This is a genomic window from Promicromonospora aerolata (assembly GCF_042682255.1).
Classification (GTDB): Bacteria; Actinomycetota; Actinomycetes; order Actinomycetales; family Cellulomonadaceae; genus Promicromonospora; species Promicromonospora aerolata.
The window spans coordinates 5,097,073-5,113,494 of sequence record NZ_JBHUHF010000001.1; the positions used below are offsets into that span (position 1 = coordinate 5,097,073).

Below are 16,422 nucleotides of genomic sequence, written 5' to 3' on the forward strand. Positions count from 1 at the left end.
ACCTCGTCACACGACTGCGGCGCCCCACCCCCGAAGGGATGAGGCGCCGCAGGTCCAGATGTGGTCGGCATTCGGTCAGGTGATCGGTATTCCGGGGTGCCGATCACCTGACGATCTGCCGACCACGACTGGCCGTCAGCCCTTCAGGGCGTCGACCCAGTCCTGGTTGTCCGCGATCCAGGCCTCGACACCGGCGGCCGGGTCGTCCGGGTTCTGGTTGACGACCTGGTCCTCCAGGGTGCCGTACTGCGCGTCGTCCATCTTCGCGTTGCCCATCATCTCGGCGACCTCGGGGAACTCCTCGCTGAACCCGCTGGTCGCGAGCTCGTGGAGGCCCTCCGGCTCGCCGAGGGCGCCCTTGGGGTCCTCGAGGTCGCGGACGGGGAACTCGTTGTTCGCCCAGAAGGGACGCCACAGCGTGACGACGACGTCCTCCTCGTTCGCGACGGACTCCTCGAGGACGCTCAGCATCGCCTGGGTCGAGGAGGTCTGGAGCTCCCAGCCGTCCTTGTCCAGACCGTACTGCGGGATGACCTGTTCCTGGACGGCCTTGGTGAGGCCGGCGCCCGCCTCGATGCCGATGATCTTGCCGTCGTAGTCGCCCGACTTACCGACGAGGTCCTCGATGGACTGGAGATCCGAGTACTCCGGGACGGCCATGGTCAGCTTGGCGTTGTCGTAGTACGCGCCGAGGTCCTCGATGTCGTCGCCGTACTCGTCCATGTAGGACTTGTGCGTGACCTCGGGCCATGCGGACGGGTACACGTCGATGTCGCCCTCGGCGAGTCCCGTGTACAGCGGCGCGGCGTCGTTGATCTCCTCGATCTCGACCGTGTAGCCGTCCTCCTCGAGGATGTTCTTCCACAGGTGGGCGGTGCTGAGGCCGTCCGTCCACGAGGGGATGATCCCCAGCGTGATCGTCTTGTCGGTCTCGCTCTCGCTGCCACCGCTCGCCCCGTCTTCTGAGGCGCATGCCGTGATGCTGAGGGTCAGGGTGAGAGCCGCGGTCGCAGCTCCGATCCGCTTGCCGGTCGTGCCGATCATCGGTGTCCTTCCGTTTCGTATGCAGTATTCGTGATGTATGGGAGTCGTTGGTCTGGGTACGAGCGTGGGTCAGGCCACGCGCGCCGGCGTCTTGGCCGGCGTGCGGGTGAATCGGCCGCGCAGCTCGCGGAGCCGGCCGTGCCCGGGACGGCGGGACCCGATGGAGGCCGTGAGCCGGTCGAGGAAGATCGCCAGGATCACCACGGAGACACCGGCGTCGAACCCGCGCGCGAGGTCGAGCGTCGAGATGGCGCCGACCACCTCGTCGCCGAGTCCGCCGCCGCCGACCAGGCCGGCGATCACGGCCATCGACAGCGCGAGCATGATCACCTGGTTGACGCCGGCCATCACGGTCGGCAGGGCCAGGGGCAGCTGGATGTCCTTGAGGATCTGGCGCGGACCGGCGCCGAACGCCTGGCCCGCTTCGACCACTTCGCCGTCGACCTGGCGGATGCCCAGCTCGGTGAGCCGGACGGCCGGGGGCAGCGCGAAGATCACCGTGGCGACCAGCGCACCGGCCACCCCGATGCTGAACAGCATGACCACCGGCAGCAGCCACACGAAGGCGGGCATGGTCTGCATGAAGTCCATGACGGGCTTGGTGATGCGGCTGACCACCGCCGAGCGCGCCGCCAGGATGCCCAGCGGGATGCCGATCACCAGAGCGAGCAGCGTCGCCACGATCACGAGGGCCAGGGTCTCCATGGCGGGTTCCCACATGCCCATCCCGATGATCACGACCATGCCGACCAGGGTCCCGACCCCGAGCTTCCAGTTGCGCATGAGCCACGCGAGCAGCGCGAAGAGGCCCACGAGCAGCAGCGGGTCCGGGAGCAGGAGGAGGCCGGCGATCCCGTCGATGGCACCGTCGACGAGGTCACCGACGGAGTCGAAGAACGCGTCGAACGTCTCCTTGAACCACTCGAAGCCCGACTCGAGCAGGTCGCCGATCGGCAGGGGCGGAACGATCGTCTGGGGAACGGCGCTCTCAGCCACGGACGGCCTCCTTCGTCTCGTCGGTATCGGGTGCCGGACCGGTATCGGGTGCCGGGGCGCTCAGGGCAGCGGCCATCTCGGCGTCGGTCTGGGTGGCGAGGGCCGAGAGCAGCGTGATGCGCGGGATGACGCCGCGGAGCTTGCCGTTGTCGTCCACCACGGCGATGGCCGGGGTCTCGGCCGCCGGGCCGAACAGGTCGGCGAGCGAGGTGTCGGGGGAGACGCTGGCGAAGTCCGGCACCGGCTTCAGGAGGCCGTCGAGGTTCTTCTGCTCGAGGCGCATGCTGACCTCGTTCTCGGTGACGTAGCCCTGCAGCGTGCGGTCCCGCGCGGTGACGAACATCGCCGGCAGCTGGTGCTCCCGCATCAGCTTGTGCGCGGCGCGCGGCCCCTGCTCGGCGCCGAGGACCGCGGCCGGCGGCTCCATGACGGACGACGCCGTCAGGACGCGGGTGCGGTCGACGTCGGCGACGAACTGGGCGACGTAGTCGTTGGCGGGGTCGGTGAGGATCTCCTCCGCCGTGCCGACCTGGACGATCCGCCCGTTGCGCATCATGGCGATGCGGTCGCCGATGCGCATGGCCTCGTTGAGGTCATGGGTGATGAACAGGATCGTCTTGCCGAGCTTCTGCTGCAGCTCGATCAGCTGGTCCTGCATGTCGCGCCGGATCAGCGGGTCGAGGGCGCTGAACGCCTCGTCCATCAGCAGGATGTCGGTGTCGGCGGCGAGCGCGCGGGCCAGGCCCACGCGCTGCTGCATGCCGCCGGACAGCTCGCTGGGCAGGTGCTCGTCCCAGCCGGTCAGGCCGCACAGCTCCAGCGCCTCGTGAGCGCGCCTGCGCCGTTCCTCCTTGCCGACGCCCTGGGTCTCGAGGCCGTAGGCGGCGTTGTCGATGACCGAGCGGTGCGGGAACAGCGCGAAGTGCTGGAACACCATGCTGATGCGCTCGCGGCGCAGCCGGCGCAGATCTTTGCCGGTCGCGGCGGTGATGTTCTCGCCGTGGAGCTCCACGTGGCCGGCGGTCGGCGGGTGGAGCCCGTTGATCATGCGGATCAACGTCGACTTGCCGGACCCGGACAGGCCCATGACGACGAAGATCTCGCCCTCTTCCACGGTGAACGACGCGTCGATGACCGCGGGTGTGAGTCCCGACTTCTTCAGTTCGTCGGCGTCGGCACCGGCCTTGAGGCGTTTGACGCCCTCATTAGCCTTACGGCCGAACACCTTGTACAGATGATGTGCCTCGATGGCTGGCACAGAGCCTCCTTGCCTTGGCAGGAAAATGATGTGGGCCCGGCACGGGGGTGCGACATGGGCCGTCGATCACCAGACCACGGTCGGTCACGCACATGCAAACTCGGTAAGGGTTCGTTATCGGATCGTTCAGGGTTTGTAATGCGGCCCGAGGCCTCGTCGGGCGATGGCCGGTAGGGCAGGATGTCCCCGTGAACCACGACGTGAACCCGCAGGCCGCGGACGACAACGAGCCGACCGACGAGTCCCGGGCCGAGCCCTTCGACCCCGCGACGTTCCAGCCCGAAGCGGTCCCGGTCGAGGACGCGGAGGTCGCTGCCGAGGTGCTCGACTTCTGGGCGGCCACCCGGCAGTACGCGGGCATGGCGAAGGCGAGCATCGTGGTGGGTCAGACCGTCGGCGAGACCGTGCCGCCGCAGGCGTGGTCGTTCGGTGACGAGCCGGAGCTCGCCGAGCGGCTCCTCGACGCGGTCCTCGCGGGGGACAAGACGGCGACGTCGTCGGCGCTGTGGGACTACGACGACGAGGGGGCCCCGCTGCCCGTGGTCGGCGAGCTGTCGATCCTCCTGGACGGCGGCAACCACCCGCGCGCCCTGATCCGCACCACGAGCGTCGAGACCACCACGTTCGAGGAGGTCGACGAGGACTTCGCCGCGGCGGAGGGCGAGGACGACCGCACGCTCGAGTCCTGGCGCGCCGGGCACGAGTCCTACTTCCGCCGGAACCTTCCGGAGGGCCGGGAGTTCGCGCCCGACATGCCGGTGGTGTGCGAGCGGTTCGAGCTGCTCTACCCGAGGCTCTGACCGGCCGGGCTGCGTCCTGCTGTGGCTCCGCCCGGCTCACGCCGGCGGGAGGACCAATCCGGCGAAGCCGACCACGCCGCGGTAGACGCATCGTCTCGCCGGGGTGGTGATGTGCCTCGCGGACGGTGCTGAGTCGATCGCGGACACTACCTGGACCGTCTGAATGTGGTGGTTGCGGTGCTGGTCAGAAGGGTGGGTCGGTGGGTAGGGCTCCCGGTTCGGTGGTGGCGTAGCTGCGGGGCAGGCGTTGGCCGGTGAGCGCACGGAGGGTGAGGTCGCCGCTGGTGTCCGGATCGACGTCCTCGAGCACGGCGTGGGGATCCAGCACGGTCGGCGGACGTTCGTGCTGACGTCCGGTGGGCGTGGTCCAGGTCGTGATCCCGGTGTCGGGATCACGAACGACGCCCCAGCCCGCATGAGTCTTCAGGAGGTGGTGCTTGCGGCACAGGGGTTGGAGATTGGCGGCCCGGGTCTGCCCTGGAGTACCGGGTGGCGAGGTCGCCGGGTCGAGGTCATGGTCGAACGGGACGATGTGGTCCAGGTCGTCCCATGCGGCAGGACTGTCGCACCCGAAGAGGAACGTGCAGGTCTCGTCGCGGGCCTGCACGGCGGCGCTCAACACCTTGCCCGGTCGGTAGGTGGTGGTGGAGTAGTCGGTCAGGACCCCGGTGCTCGGGTCGGTGAGCAGCCGCTGCCAGGTCGCATCGGTGGCGATGACCCGGGCGACGTCCGCGGGGATCGGTCCGAAGCCGCGCAGCTCGCCGGGCGCGTCGTCCAGGCCGAGCAGTGCGCTGGCCGGGACGGTGACCCGGACCACGGGGCGGGTCGGCGTGACCCGTACCGGCTGCACCACTTCCTGGACGACCTGCTCCACTACAGGCGCCCGTCCACCACACGTGCACACCGGCTGGTCCGCGGGGTCGGCGTCGCCGGTACCCGGGACGTCCAGACCCTCCGGGTGAGCGTCGTCGCCGGCTCCGAGCCCAGGGTCGGTGCTCGTGCTCGTGCTCGTGTCCGTGTCCGTGTCCGTGTCCGTGTCCGTGTCCGTGCTCGTGCTCGTGTCCGTGTAACGGTCGGCGGGCAGGAGACGGCCGGTGATGATGCCGGTCAGGGAGTCGGCGCGGAGCTGTCCCAGCGTGCGTTCCTCGCCCGTGACGTGTCGCAGCTGGTGGGCCATGTCGTCCACGACGCCCCAGACCGCTGCCGCGTCGACAGCGGGCAGGTAGGCCGACAGCCAGCCCATGTCGTTCTCCGCCCGGTCGAGCTGCACGCAGCGCCCCTGGGCCGCCGTCCTGGCGGTCTCCGCCGCACCGTGGCGGGCCTTGGCGAACTCGAGCATCCGGGCCTGGAGCCACCGCCACGTGCGGCGCGGCGCACGGGGAAGGAACCGGGCGATCGCCTCGGCGCGCTCGGCCACGGTCAGCTGGGCGGCGCTACGCAGCAGGGTCTGTGCCTTACGGACGTCGATCCGCCCCGCCTCCAGAGCCGCGATCACGGTGGGGTGCCGGGCGCCGGACTCGCCACGGACCACGACCTCGGTCGCCTCCGGTTCGGTCACCACCAGCTCGGTGGTGACCTGCCCGACCAGGGAGCCGTGCGCCAGCGGGTGGGTCTCGCGCGCGGCGCGGTGTGCTACGGCTCGGGCCTGCACACCGGCCGCCCAGGCCTGCAGCCGCCCGCATGCGCTCACCAGGTCGCCGAGCGCGTCGTCGGACAGGTCGGCGAGCCGGTCGGCCTCCGTCGCGGAGACCTCGGCCACCACCCGCGCCAGACGGTCGCCAGGTGCGCCCGACAGCGCCTGCTGCAGCAGCCCGACCGGCCACAGGGCCACCGGCACGCCCTGCGGCGGCCGGTCCGGTGCATCGTCCGGTGCGTTGTCCAGCAGGCCGTCTGGAGCGGCGTCCGACCAAGGGCCGGGCGGGGCGTTCAGGACCCAGGCGGGGACCTCGTCGTGCGGCACCACGCGCACTTCCGTCCCGTCCCGCACGGCGAGCTCACCCAGGACCCAGTCGTCCCCGGCCGGGTCGTCCAGGAGCACGCTGCCCATGCCCGCGTAGTGCTGCCCAGCGCCCATGCCGACTTCACCCCTTTTGGTCAAGAACCTGTCAATAGGACCATCACTGCGGATATTTGTTCGATCATAGCTGGCACCACTGACACGGACCGGGGCTTCTGCCATCCGTAGAAGAAGACGTGCAGGCCGCGCCCTGCGTGCCACGGACCCCCATGCTCAAGACGCACCCACCCGACTTCTCCCGTCCGCGTGTCAGTGTCGCCTCCTACGGTGGGCGCAGCGGCGCGGGAGGCGCGCCGCAGGTCCCGACATGAGGTGAAGGCGATGACGCTGCGCTGGTACTCGACCGTGGTGGAGTCCACCGACCACAAGAAGCTCGCCCGCTGGTGGGCCGAGGCGCTGGGCTGGGACGTCAGATTCGAGACGGACGAGGAGTCCGTGCTGGTGCCGCCCTGGGCGCTCGAGCTCTCGGAGAAGCTGGACTTCCACCAGGTCCCACCGGGCATGGTGTTCGTCCCGGTGGAGCATCAGAAGGTCGGCAAGAACCGGCTGCACTGGGACTTCGCGCCGCACACGAGCGACGACCGGGACGCCGAGATCGCCCGGCTCGTCGAGCTGGGGGCGACCGTGATCGACGTCGGGCAGCCGGACGACGCGACCTGGACCGTGCTGACGGACCCGGACGGTAACGAGTTCTGCGTGCTCTCGGCCCGGGAGCAGTAGCCGCCCGTCGAACCCACCGATAGAGCCGATCGATGCGTCCATTGGGTGAGACCCGCGTCTCAGACGCCTGGTCGCACGCGTAGGCTCCGGACATGGCACAGGTGGGCAGGACAGAGGGTATCGACCTCGCAGTGGTCGCAGGTGACGGCATCGGTACCGAGGTCGTCGAGCAGGGGCTCACCGTGCTCGAGGCGGCGCTGGCGCCGTCGGGCACCAAGCTCTCCACCACCGAGTTCGACCTGGGCGCGCGCCGCTGGCACGCCACGGGCGAGACCCTCACCGACGAGGACCTCGAGAAGATCAAGGCGCAGGACGCGATCCTGCTCGGCGCGATCGGCGACCCGTCGGTCCCGAGCGGCGTGCTGGAGCGCGGCCTGCTGCTCAAGCTGCGCTTCGCGCTCGACCACTACGTGAACCTGCGTCCGACCAAACTGTTCGAGGGAGTGTCCAGCCCGCTGGCGAACCCGGGCGAGATCGACTTCGTCGTCGTCCGCGAGGGCACCGAGGGGCCGTACGTCGGCAACGGTGGTGCACTGCGGGTGGGCACGCCGCACGAGATCGCCACCGAGGTGAGCGTCAACACCGCGTTCGGCGTCGAGCGCGTGGTCCGGGACGCCTTCACCCGGGCCAACGCGCGCAAGCGCAAGCACCTGACGCTGGTGCACAAGCACAACGTGCTGGTCCACGCCGGCCACCTGTGGCGCCGTACCGTCGAGCAGGTGAACGCCGAGTTCCCCGACGTCACCACCGACTACGCGCACGTGGACGCCGCGACCATCTACCTCACGACCGACCCGAGCCGGTTCGACGTGATCGTGACGGACAACCTCTTCGGTGACATCCTCACCGACCAGGCCGCTGCGATCAGCGGCGGCATCGGGCTGGCGGCGTCGGCCAACATCAACCCGGACCGCACCGCGCCGTCGATGTTCGAGCCGGTGCATGGCTCGGCCCCCGACATCGCGGGCCAGGGCAAGGCCGACCCGACGGCGACGATCCTCTCGGTCGCCCTCCTGCTGGACCACCTGGGCTTCGCTGACGAGTCCGCGAAGGTTCAGGGCGCCGTCGCGGCGGACCTCGCGGAACGCGGCGACGCTGTACGCACGACCGACCAGGTAGGCCGCGATATTGCGGCCCGCGTGACCGAGTAGCCCGTCGCACCACGGCGAGCCCGGGTCACGCAGACCGAACTCGGGCGCCGCCGTCGTATGTCGAAGGCCGTCCGGGGCAGGCGCCCGGCACGGAATGCTCCTCCTGCCTTGCCGGGCGTGGAAGACTGACAACAGCATTCCGGTGAAAGGCATCGACATGACAGCAACGACGGATCCCATCCTCCCGACCCGGCTCGAAGACCTGGTCGCGCTCTTCGACGTGCGGCCCACCGACGTGCCGACGCCGGAGGCCGAGCGCGCCGAGGCGCTCAGCGCACCGAAGTTCGGAACGGTGTTCACGGACCATATGGCCCGGGTCTCCTGGACCAGTGCGGACGGCTGGAAGGACCGGCGGATCGAGAAGTACGGTCCGCTGCAGCTCGACCCCGCGACGGCAGTGCTGCACTACGCGCAGGAGATCTTCGAGGGCCTCAAGGCCTACAAGCACGCCGACGGCTCGGTCTGGACGTTCCGGCCGGACCAGAACGCCGCGCGGTTCGCGCGTTCCGCGCACCGCCTGGCGCTCCCCGCGCTCAGCGTGGACGACTTCATCGGGTCGCTCGCCGCCCTCGTCCGTACCGACATCGACTGGGTGCCCGACGGCGAGGACTCGTCCCTCTATCTGCGGCCCTTCATGTTCGCGTCGGAGGCGTTCCTCGGGGTGCGTCCGGCGCTCGAGGTCGAGTACCTGGTGATCGCCTCGCCGGTCGGCCCGTACTTCGCGGGCGGCGTGCAGCCGGTGTCCATCTATGTGTCCGAGCAGTACCACCGGGCGGGCCCGCCCGGAGGCACCGGCGACGCGAAGTTCGGCGGCAACTACGCCGCGAGCCTCCTGCCGCAGCTCGAGGCGCAGAAGGAGGGCTTCGACCAGGTGTGCTTCCTGGACGCGGCCTCCAGCACCTACCTCGAAGAGCTCGGCGGCATGAACGTGTTCCTCGTGATGGACGACGGCACCCTGCACACGCCGGAGCTCGGCTCGATCCTGGAGGGCATCACGCGCACCTCGGTGCTGCAGCTCGCCGAGGACCGCGGGTACCACGTGGTGGAGCGTCGGATCCCGCTCGCGGAGGTCGCCGCGGGCCTGGAGTCCGGGAAGATCAAGGAGTTCTTCGCCTGCGGTACGGCCGCGGTCGTGACGCCGGTGGGCCGGCTCGCCGGGGCGACGTTCGACCACGAGATCAACGGTGGCGAGCCGGGCGAGCTCACGATGGCGATCCGCCAGGAGCTCACCGGCATCCAGTACGGCCGTGCCGAGGACCGGCACGGCTGGATGCGCCGCCTGGCCTGACTCACTGAATTCGGTCCGTTGCCCCGAGATCGGTCCATCGACGGACCGATCTCAGGGCAACGGACCGAATTCAGCGGACCGATCCGGGGAGGAGACGTCAGGTCCAGAGCCGGCCGATCGCGTCGCGGGCGACGAGGAACCCCACGATCCCGACGACCCACGCCGTGGTGCTCGCGGCGTTCTTCGTGAGCCACCTGTCCAGCCGCCCGAGCGGACGCTCCACGAGCCGCGCCGCGAACACCCGTGCCGCCAGCAGGACGAGGGCCGGTGCGATCATCACCAGGCAGTACCCGACGATCCAGAGGCCCGACGTCGGCCAGGCGGGCCCCTGCGTACCGATCAGGCCGAGCGCGGCGAGATACGGGAGCATCGACGCGACCTCGACGAGGCCGGCCCCGATCGCCAGCATCACCAGCGCCGAACCGCTGCCCGACTCACTGCTGAGCACCCGCTCGCGCCACCGGTTCAGCCGTCCTGGCCGGACGTGCTCCGCGGCGGCGTCGCCCGCCGCCCCCGTGGCTCCCGGTGCCGGAGCTCCCGCCGTTGTCGCTGCCACCGTGGGCTCGGTGCGCTTGCGGCCCCCGATGGGCTCCAGCTTGAAGCTCCACGCGAACAGCCCCACGCCGACCACGAGCTGTGCGATCAGGAACGGGCGGGTGCTGGACAAGCTGGTGAGGGTGTCGCTCAGCGCGCCGGCACCGAGCAGGATCGCGAGCCCGATCAGCGCGTAGAACCCGGCGATCGACCCGAGGTAGACGAGCATCCGCCCCGCGCGCACGCGCCCGGGCGACATGAGCAGCCACACGGGGATGAGCAGGGTCCCGAAGCTCGTGGAGTCGATGAGCGCGAGCACGGCCAGAGCGCCGATCAGCGCGGCACCCGTGAGCTCGGCGGAAAGGAAGTCCATGCGCCCAAGCCTCGTGCAGAACCCCGCAGGGGACATCCGTCGAACCGCCGAATCCTGGTACATCTTTCGGATGACCCGGGCCGCGGCCCGCCGTGCTGAGATGGGGGCATGCTCCGTGCGTCCGACCTGTTCGCGTCCGTCTCGAAGATCTACACGGCCGAGAACCGGCGCGGCGACGTCATCACAGCCGGCGGCCTGCTCCTCATCGCGCTCGCGCTCGACGCGCTCGGCCTCGTCAGGATCACCTGGGACGGACCGACGAACATGCCGTCCTGGTGGTTCGCCGTGCCCGCCGTCGTCGGCTGCACCGCACTGGTCTGGCGGCGGACCCGGCCGCTCGTGGCGCTCGCGGTCGCCGCTGTCGCGCTCGGCGCCGACATCGCGCTCGGCGGGAGCGTCGGCCTGTTCGTGGTCGTGTGGGAGTCCCTGTACTCGGTCCACCTGCACGGTCGGCCGGTGGCCCGGCGGATCACCGCCCTCGGCACCGCCCTGGTCACGCTCGCGCTGATGATCGTCATCGGCGTGCTGAGCGGCGACCTCCGCGCTGCTGTCCTCTCGGGGCTCCAGATCGTCACGCTCCTGGTCATGCCGATGTGGTGGGGCGCCAACGTGCGACAGGGCCGGGAGCTGACCGCAGCGGCGTACGAGCGGGGACGCCTCGAGCGGGAGCGCAGCCAAGCGCTCCTCCGCCTCGCGGAGGCGGCCAGGCACGACGCCGTCCGGACCGAGCGCACCACCGTCGCCCGCGACCTGCACGACGTCGTCGCCTCGCACCTGTCCGCGATCACGATCACCTCGGGCGCCGCGCTCGCGGGTGCCGCGGAGGCGGAACGCGACCGTGCCGCGCTGCGCAGCATCCGCGCCGAGAGCCTGGCATCCCTGCAGGACATGCAGGCCATGATCCGCGTGCTGTCCGCCGAGACGGGGCAGGGCGGGCCAGCGCCCGGCGAGGCGCAGGCGGACGGCGGGGCGCCCACCGGCGCGGGCGGCACGGACCTGCTGGCCGCGCCGCGCGTCGCTCAGCTGGGCCTCGTGCTCGAGCAGATGCGGCTCGCGGGACTCGAGCTCGCGGTGACCGATGCCGACGGCGTGCTGGCCGGCGACACGAACTTGCCGGCGGCCGTGGACCACGCGGTGTACCGGGTCGTGCGGGAGGCGCTCACGAACGTGCTCAAGCACGGTGGCGCTCGCGGGGAGCTTCGCGTCGCGGCGGGCGACACCCTGAAGCTCGAGGTGTACGACGACGGGGTGCGTCCCGGGGACGCCCCGGACCAGGCCGACGTCGGCGGCGGTACCGGGCTCGGGCTGGTCTCGATGCGCGAACGTGTCGAGTCGCTCGGCGGCTCGTTCGCCGCGGGACCGGACGGCCCGTCCGACGGCGCCGGGTGGCGGGTCCGCGCGGTCCTGCCCCTGCCGGAACGCGTGGCGGTCGAGCCGGCACCGTCGGACCGGACCGTCCCGGGGCTCCACGCATGATCCGCGTACTGCTCGCCGACGACCACGCGGCGATCCGGGCCGGTCTGCGCATGCTCCTCGCGACGGCCGACGACATCGAGGTGATCGGCGAGGCCGGTGACGGCGCCGTCGCGGTCGCGAACGCGCGGGCGCTGCGTCCCGACGTCGTGCTCATGGACGTCCGGATGCCCGGGACGGACGGTGTGACCGCTACCCGGCAGATCGTCGAGGAGGGCCTGTCCGAGGTCCTGGTGCTGACGACGTTCGACCTGGACGAGTACGTGTTCGGTGCCCTGCGGGCCGGGGCGGCGGGGTTCCTCCTGAAGACCGCAGAGACGACGGCGCTGGTGGACGCCGTACGGCATGTCGCGGCGGGTGACGGCGTGGTCGCGCCGGAGGTCACCCGGCGGCTCATCGCGGAGCTGTCGGCGCCGCGGGAACGGAACGGCGGCAGCCCCCGGGGCGGCCCGGTGCGATCCTTGCCCGCCGACCTGACGCCGAGGGAGCGCGATGTGCTCGCCGGCCTCGGCTGCGGCCTGTCGAACGCCCAGCTCGCCGCCGAGCTGACGATCAGCGAGGCCACCGCGAAGACCCATGTGTCGCGGGTGCTCGCCAAGCTCGGCGTGACGTCCCGCGTCCAGGCGGCCATCGCGGCGCGCGAGGCGGGCCTCGCGTGACCTGAAGACGTGACCTGAAGACCGTCACGCCAGCCGCCGGCTCAGCAGCGGCCGCGGCCGGGCGGCCAGCCAGGCCGCGGCGATGGCGAGGACCGGGAGCGCCGCGGCCAGGCCGACGAGCCACGGCCAGGGGACCGCGACGGTCCAGGCGCCGGCGGTCGACGCCATCTCCCAGGAACGCAGGAGACGGACGAGGGCGACGCCGAGGACTCCGCCGATGCCGAGTCCCAGGACCGTTCCGACCACCGCGATCGCTCCCGCCTGCGCCGCGACGACCGTCCGGCGGGTCCGGGGTGCGGCGCCGACCGCTTCCAGCGTCGCCAGGTCCGGCCGGGCCTCCGCGGCGGCCAGCCCTGCCGCGAGCCACGTGACGGTCAGCGCCACGACCGCCGCGATCGCCGCGATGATCAGGGCTGAGACGGTCTGCCACGTGGAGTCCTGGCCCCGTTCGGTGCGGGCCGTCACGAATGCGGCGTCGTCCCCGGCCGATCCGGGTGCGCTCCCGGTGGGGCCGGGATCCTGTGGCACCACGAGCTCGCCGAGCCGGTCCGCGAGCGTTTCCTCCTGGGCGGGCGTCGGGACCGTCCCGGTCTCGACGACGAGGCGTTCGACCCGTTCCTCGCCGCCCAGCTCACCGAGCAGCGTGGGCGGGAAGATCGGAAGGTTCGGTACGGCTTCCAGGCCGTCGCCGATCTCCGTGGCGGGGACCCGGACGGTACGGTCCTCCGACGTGTGGCCCAGCTCGGCCCGGTCGGCGGTATAGACCTGGATGTCCAGCTGAACCGTGCCGTCCGAGGCGGTCGTGCCGCGCGGGACGACCGCACGCCCCTCACGGAGGGCCGAGACAGCGGCATCCGCCGTCTCCCCGGTCAGCCCGAGCAGCGGCACGAGGTCGCCGTCGTCGACCACCGGCGCCCCGAGCCCGTCGGTTCCATGGCCGAAGCCGGCGCCGTCCGGGTCGATGACCATGACCATCACGGTGGTGTCGGCCGTCGGCTCCGCGAACACGGAGACCGGGGTGATCGTGGTGACCTCTGGGAGGGTGTCCCGGATCGTGGCCTCGATCGCCGGGCGTTGCGTATCGAGCGGAATCGCCGAGCCGGTGGTGTGGACGACGGTGGTACCGGGTGTCGAGATCGGCCGGTAGACGCGCTCCCGGTACTGGGCGTCGGAGGCCAGGTGGATGAGTCCCGCCGTGGCGCCGGCGACGGCGACGAGCACGGCGGCGATGGCGGGTGACGTCCGCGCCCGGTGCCTGGCGGCGTCGCGCAGCGCGAAGCGGGCGGACAACGGGAGCCTTCCGGAGATCCTGGCGAGCCCGGCCACGATGGCACCCGTCGTCATGACGAGCCCGATCTCGGCGGCGACGAGGCACCAGGCGAGGATGGTGCCGTCGCCGTTGTTCGCCGTGGCCGCGAAGGCGCCGGCCAGGCCGGCGCCGGCGAGCATGATGCCGAACGTGGCGACCCAGCCCGTGACCTTGCGGGTCCGGCGTCGCCCGCTGAGCGTGGCGACGATGTCGAGCCGTGCTGCGGCCCGGGCCGGCAGCCAGGCCGCTGCGACGGCCACGACCAGCCCGAGGAGCACCATGCCGGCGATCCGTGGCCAGGGCACGACCAGGGCCGCGAACTCGTAGTACCACACGGGGACGGCGGCCACGGCGATCCCGGCGAGGGCCGCGAGCACCGACGCGCCGAGCCCGATCACGACGGCGGGCGCCATGGCCAGCACGCGGAGCGTGCTCGGTGAGGCGCCCTGCGCGGCGGCGACCGCGAGCGAACGCTCCTGCCGTCGGGCGCTGACGGCGAAGGCGGGGCCGACGATGAGAATCCCCTCGAGCAGGGCGATGATGGTGACGGCACCGCCGAGTGCGAGCTCGCTCGCGGCCACGCCGACGCCGGGACGGAAGAGAGTCTCGGCCTCCTGCGGCGGGAGGTTCGTCAGCACCTCCTGGCTGATCACGGCGGCACCGTGCTCGTTGAGCCGCAGCACGTCGTCCCACGTCACCGGCGTGGGCCCGGAGACGAACCACCCGACCTCGCCCCAGCCTGGAACGTCTCGGAGCGTCGGCGACACGTCGGCGGGATCGGTGAGCACCACCGCACCCGCATCCTTGGGGAGGTGCCGGGCGAGCAGCCCTGAGACCCGCCGGGCCTCCGTGCCGCCGCCGCCTCGCACCTCGACCTCGACGGTGTCGCCGATCTCGACGCCGATCTGCTCGGCGACCCCGCGCGAGACCGCGATCTCGCCAGGGCCGGGCGCGGCGCCCTCGCGGAGCTTGAAGGCCGCCAGGACGTCTGCGTCGGTCAGGTCGGTCTGCGCCATCCGGCTGGTGAGGTGCAGCTCAGGCCCGTGCAGGACGACATGGGCGGTCTCGACAGGGACGAGCCGGTCGCCGGGTGGCAACACCTCGGTGAGCTCCGCCTCGTGCTCGGCCCGGGTCGGCGTCTCCTCGGGCTCCACGCCGCTGCTCCAGGTGGCGTTCGTCGCGTCGAACGTCTGGCGTACCTGCCCGACACCCCGGTAGACGAGCGAGGCCTGGAGGTCGGGCCCCAGGGACTCGACGCGCACGCTCTCGGGGCTGTCCTTGCTCGACTCCAGCGCGGTCAGCGCCGTGGTGCCGGCCAGTACCGGCAGCCCCACCATCACGGCCACCAGGGTGGTGCGCCCCACGTGCTGCCGTGCTTCCCGGCGGGCGAGCCGCAGTCCGAGCCGCCACTGGGCGGGCAGGCGGTCCAGGATCCTGCTCATGCGTCGGTCTCCATGAGGTCGGCGGGCTCGCCCATCGGTTCGCCGGCCGAGGCGCCGGCATCCGTGCCGACGATCTCGCCGTCGCGCAGGTGCACCGTGCGGTCCGCCCACGCCGCGTACCGCGCGTCGTGGGTAACCAGGAGCCCGGCCGCCCCGGCGTCGACCCGGGTGCGGAGGAGTCGCATCACGGCCTCGCCGGTGACGGAGTCCAGGGCGCCGGTGGGCTCGTCGGCGAGGACGAGCCGGCGTGGTCCCACCAGGGCGCGCGCGATGGCGACGCGCTGCTGCTGTCCGCCGGAGAGGTCTACCGGAAACCGGTCACGTGCCGACTCGAGCCCGACGGCGTTCAGCGCGTCGGTGGCCTGCGCACGTGCCCTGCCGACACCGACGCCGTCCAGCTCCAGCGGGAGCGCCACATTCTCCAGCGCGGTCAGTGCCGGGATCAGGTTCAGGTCCTGGAACACGTAGCCGACGTCGCGCCGCCGCACCTCCGCCCGACGCCGTGCGTCCATCGCGGTGAGGTCCCGCCCGCCCACGAGCACCGTGCCCGACGTGACCGGGTCCAGGCCGCCCGCCACGTTGAGCAGGGTCGACTTGCCGGAGCCCGACGGGCCCATCACGGCCACGAGCTCGCCCTCCCGGACGGTGAGGTCCACACAGTCCAGGGCGTGCACCTGCGTCGCGCCTCGCCCGTAGTCGCGGGTCACGTTCGTCAGCTCCAGGACGACGCTCATGGTGTGCTCCTCTTCGATCGTTCCGTGTGGGGCCCGCCGGCGACCGTCGCCTCGACATGGTCGAGCCAGCGCGCCTCCGCCTCGGCGGCAAAGATCTGTGCGTCCAGGACCAGCGAACGAGCCCGGTCGGTCTCGGGGTCGGCCTGGCGCTTGGCCCGCGTGAGCGCGCGGAGGGCGCGCATGGTCTCGGACCGCTGGTGCCGCACGACGGCGGCGACGTCGACCCCCGGCGCCGTGACGGCCAGGGCGATCTTGATGGAGAGCTCGTCGCGCTCGGCCTTGCCGCGGGCGACGGGCGACTCCCACCAGATGACGGCCGACTGCCGACCGAGCTCCGTGAGGTGGTACTGCTCGGCGGGGCGGCCGGTGGTGGGGGGTGTCGCCGGGTCGTCGACGGTCTCGCCCGCGACGGCCTCGACGAGGCCGTCCCGGTGCAGCCGGTTGAGGGTCGTGTACGCCTGGCCGATGTTGAGGGGCCAGGCGCCGCCGGTGCGGCGCTCGAACTCCTGCCGGAGCTGGTAGCCGTGCATCGGTCGTTCGCTGAGCAGGGCCAGGAAGCCCTGACGGACGGACACGGTGGCCTCCAGTAGTTACCGAGTAAGTATCTGTCGGGGACATACTTAC

At 71.6% G+C, this 16,422-nt stretch carries 14 protein-coding genes; 6 read left to right on the forward strand and 8 right to left on the reverse strand.

Annotated elements, in window-relative coordinates; translation table 11 throughout:
* Positions 1–135: 135 nt before the first annotated feature.
* From ACFSL2_RS22605 to ACFSL2_RS22615, 3 genes are all read right to left on the reverse strand, one after another.
* Positions 136–1,044, reverse strand: coding sequence for a glycine betaine ABC transporter substrate-binding protein (locus tag ACFSL2_RS22605; RefSeq protein ID WP_377199997.1), 909 nt, complete (start codon positions 1,042–1,044; stop codon positions 136–138).
* A 69-nt stretch (positions 1,045–1,113) separates the two neighbouring features.
* Positions 1,114–2,040 carry an ABC transporter permease gene (locus tag ACFSL2_RS22610; protein WP_377199998.1) on the reverse strand — a complete coding sequence of 309 codons (927 nt, stop codon included), beginning with the start codon at positions 2,038–2,040 and terminating at the stop codon, positions 1,114–1,116.
* Positions 2,033–3,298: a quaternary amine ABC transporter ATP-binding protein gene (locus ACFSL2_RS22615; RefSeq protein WP_377199999.1), complete on the reverse strand. Its 1,266-nt coding sequence runs from the start codon at positions 3,296–3,298 to the stop codon at positions 2,033–2,035. Before ACFSL2_RS22615 ends, ACFSL2_RS22610 begins: the two co-directional genes overlap by 8 nt.
* A 188-nt stretch (positions 3,299–3,486) precedes the next feature.
* On the opposite strand from ACFSL2_RS22615, the gene ACFSL2_RS22620 reads away from it, so the two are divergent.
* Complete coding sequence (locus ACFSL2_RS22620) at positions 3,487–4,098, forward strand: ASCH domain-containing protein (protein ID WP_377200000.1); 612 nt, start codon at positions 3,487–3,489, stop codon at positions 4,096–4,098.
* Positions 4,099–4,282: 184 nt separating this feature from the next.
* Here ACFSL2_RS22620 and ACFSL2_RS22625 read toward each other — a convergent pair whose 3' ends face one another.
* The gene (locus tag ACFSL2_RS22625) at positions 4,283–6,172 is read right to left on the reverse strand and encodes an HNH endonuclease signature motif containing protein (RefSeq protein ID WP_377200001.1); all 1,890 of its coding nucleotides are present in this window, start codon (positions 6,170–6,172) and stop codon (positions 4,283–4,285) included.
* Between the two features lie 264 nt (positions 6,173–6,436).
* Between ACFSL2_RS22625 and ACFSL2_RS22630 the strand changes: the two genes are divergently transcribed.
* The 3 genes from ACFSL2_RS22630 to ACFSL2_RS22640 all read left to right on the forward strand — a co-directional run bounded on the left by ACFSL2_RS22630 (position 6,437) and on the right by ACFSL2_RS22640 (position 9,274).
* Positions 6,437–6,835, forward strand: a complete 399-nt coding sequence (locus ACFSL2_RS22630; protein ID WP_377200002.1) for a VOC family protein — start codon at positions 6,437–6,439, stop codon at positions 6,833–6,835.
* Between the two features lie 92 nt (positions 6,836–6,927).
* Complete coding sequence (locus ACFSL2_RS22635; RefSeq protein ID WP_377200003.1) at positions 6,928–7,986, forward strand: 3-isopropylmalate dehydrogenase; 1,059 nt, start codon at positions 6,928–6,930, stop codon at positions 7,984–7,986.
* Positions 7,987–8,143: 157 nt separating this feature from the next.
* Complete coding sequence (locus ACFSL2_RS22640) at positions 8,144–9,274, forward strand: branched-chain amino acid aminotransferase (protein ID WP_377200004.1); 1,131 nt, start codon at positions 8,144–8,146, stop codon at positions 9,272–9,274.
* Positions 9,275–9,371: 97 nt separating this feature from the next.
* Here the strand turns inward: ACFSL2_RS22640 and ACFSL2_RS22645 are convergent, their stop codons facing one another.
* Positions 9,372–10,181 carry a GAP family protein gene (locus ACFSL2_RS22645; protein WP_377200005.1) on the reverse strand — a complete coding sequence of 270 codons (810 nt, stop codon included), beginning with the start codon at positions 10,179–10,181 and terminating at the stop codon, positions 9,372–9,374.
* A 108-nt stretch (positions 10,182–10,289) separates the two neighbouring features.
* Between ACFSL2_RS22645 and ACFSL2_RS22650 the strand changes: the two genes are divergently transcribed.
* On the forward strand, positions 10,290–11,657 hold the full coding sequence (locus ACFSL2_RS22650) for a sensor histidine kinase (RefSeq protein WP_377200006.1): 1,368 nt from the start codon (positions 10,290–10,292) through the stop codon (positions 11,655–11,657).
* Complete coding sequence (locus tag ACFSL2_RS22655) at positions 11,654–12,313, forward strand: response regulator (protein WP_377200007.1); 660 nt, start codon at positions 11,654–11,656, stop codon at positions 12,311–12,313. Before ACFSL2_RS22650 ends, ACFSL2_RS22655 begins: the two co-directional genes overlap by 4 nt.
* Before the next feature lie 24 nt (positions 12,314–12,337).
* Here ACFSL2_RS22655 and ACFSL2_RS22660 read toward each other — a convergent pair whose 3' ends face one another.
* From ACFSL2_RS22660 to ACFSL2_RS22670, 3 genes are read right to left on the reverse strand one after another with little or no spacing between them, the layout of a single operon-like run.
* Complete coding sequence (locus ACFSL2_RS22660; protein WP_377200008.1) at positions 12,338–15,064, reverse strand: FtsX-like permease family protein; 2,727 nt, start codon at positions 15,062–15,064, stop codon at positions 12,338–12,340.
* Complete coding sequence (locus ACFSL2_RS22665) at positions 15,061–15,798, reverse strand: ABC transporter ATP-binding protein (protein ID WP_377200009.1); 738 nt, start codon at positions 15,796–15,798, stop codon at positions 15,061–15,063. The genes ACFSL2_RS22660 and ACFSL2_RS22665 overlap by 4 nt, the downstream gene beginning before the upstream one ends.
* Positions 15,795–16,373 (reverse strand): PadR family transcriptional regulator, encoded by a 579-nt coding sequence (locus ACFSL2_RS22670; protein ID WP_377200010.1) that lies wholly within the window; start codon positions 16,371–16,373, stop codon positions 15,795–15,797. Before ACFSL2_RS22670 ends, ACFSL2_RS22665 begins: the two co-directional genes overlap by 4 nt.
* Between the last annotated feature and the right edge of the window lie 49 nt (positions 16,374–16,422).

Bases quoted from the DNA above. Each gene is read 5' to 3' on its own strand.
- ACFSL2_RS22665 (WP_377200009.1), bottom strand. From the start codon at position 15,798: ATGAGCGTCGTCCTGGAGCTGACGAACGTGACCCGCGACTACGGGCGA.
- ACFSL2_RS22605 (WP_377199997.1), bottom strand. From the start codon at position 1,044: ATGATCGGCACGACCGGCAAGCGGATCGGAGCTGCGACCGCGGCTCTC.
- ACFSL2_RS22645 (WP_377200005.1), bottom strand. From the start codon at position 10,181: ATGGACTTCCTTTCCGCCGAGCTCACGGGTGCCGCGCTGATCGGCGCT.
- ACFSL2_RS22640 (WP_377200004.1), top strand. From the start codon at position 8,144: ATGACAGCAACGACGGATCCCATCCTCCCGACCCGGCTCGAAGACCTG.
- ACFSL2_RS22660 (WP_377200008.1), bottom strand. From the start codon at position 15,064: ATGAGCAGGATCCTGGACCGCCTGCCCGCCCAGTGGCGGCTCGGACTG.
- ACFSL2_RS22655 (WP_377200007.1), top strand. From the start codon at position 11,654: ATGATCCGCGTACTGCTCGCCGACGACCACGCGGCGATCCGGGCCGGT.
- ACFSL2_RS22625 (WP_377200001.1), bottom strand. From the start codon at position 6,172: ATGGGCGCTGGGCAGCACTACGCGGGCATGGGCAGCGTGCTCCTGGAC.
- ACFSL2_RS22635 (WP_377200003.1), top strand. From the start codon at position 6,928: ATGGCACAGGTGGGCAGGACAGAGGGTATCGACCTCGCAGTGGTCGCA.
- ACFSL2_RS22650 (WP_377200006.1), top strand. From the start codon at position 10,290: ATGCTCCGTGCGTCCGACCTGTTCGCGTCCGTCTCGAAGATCTACACG.
- ACFSL2_RS22630 (WP_377200002.1), top strand. From the start codon at position 6,437: ATGACGCTGCGCTGGTACTCGACCGTGGTGGAGTCCACCGACCACAAG.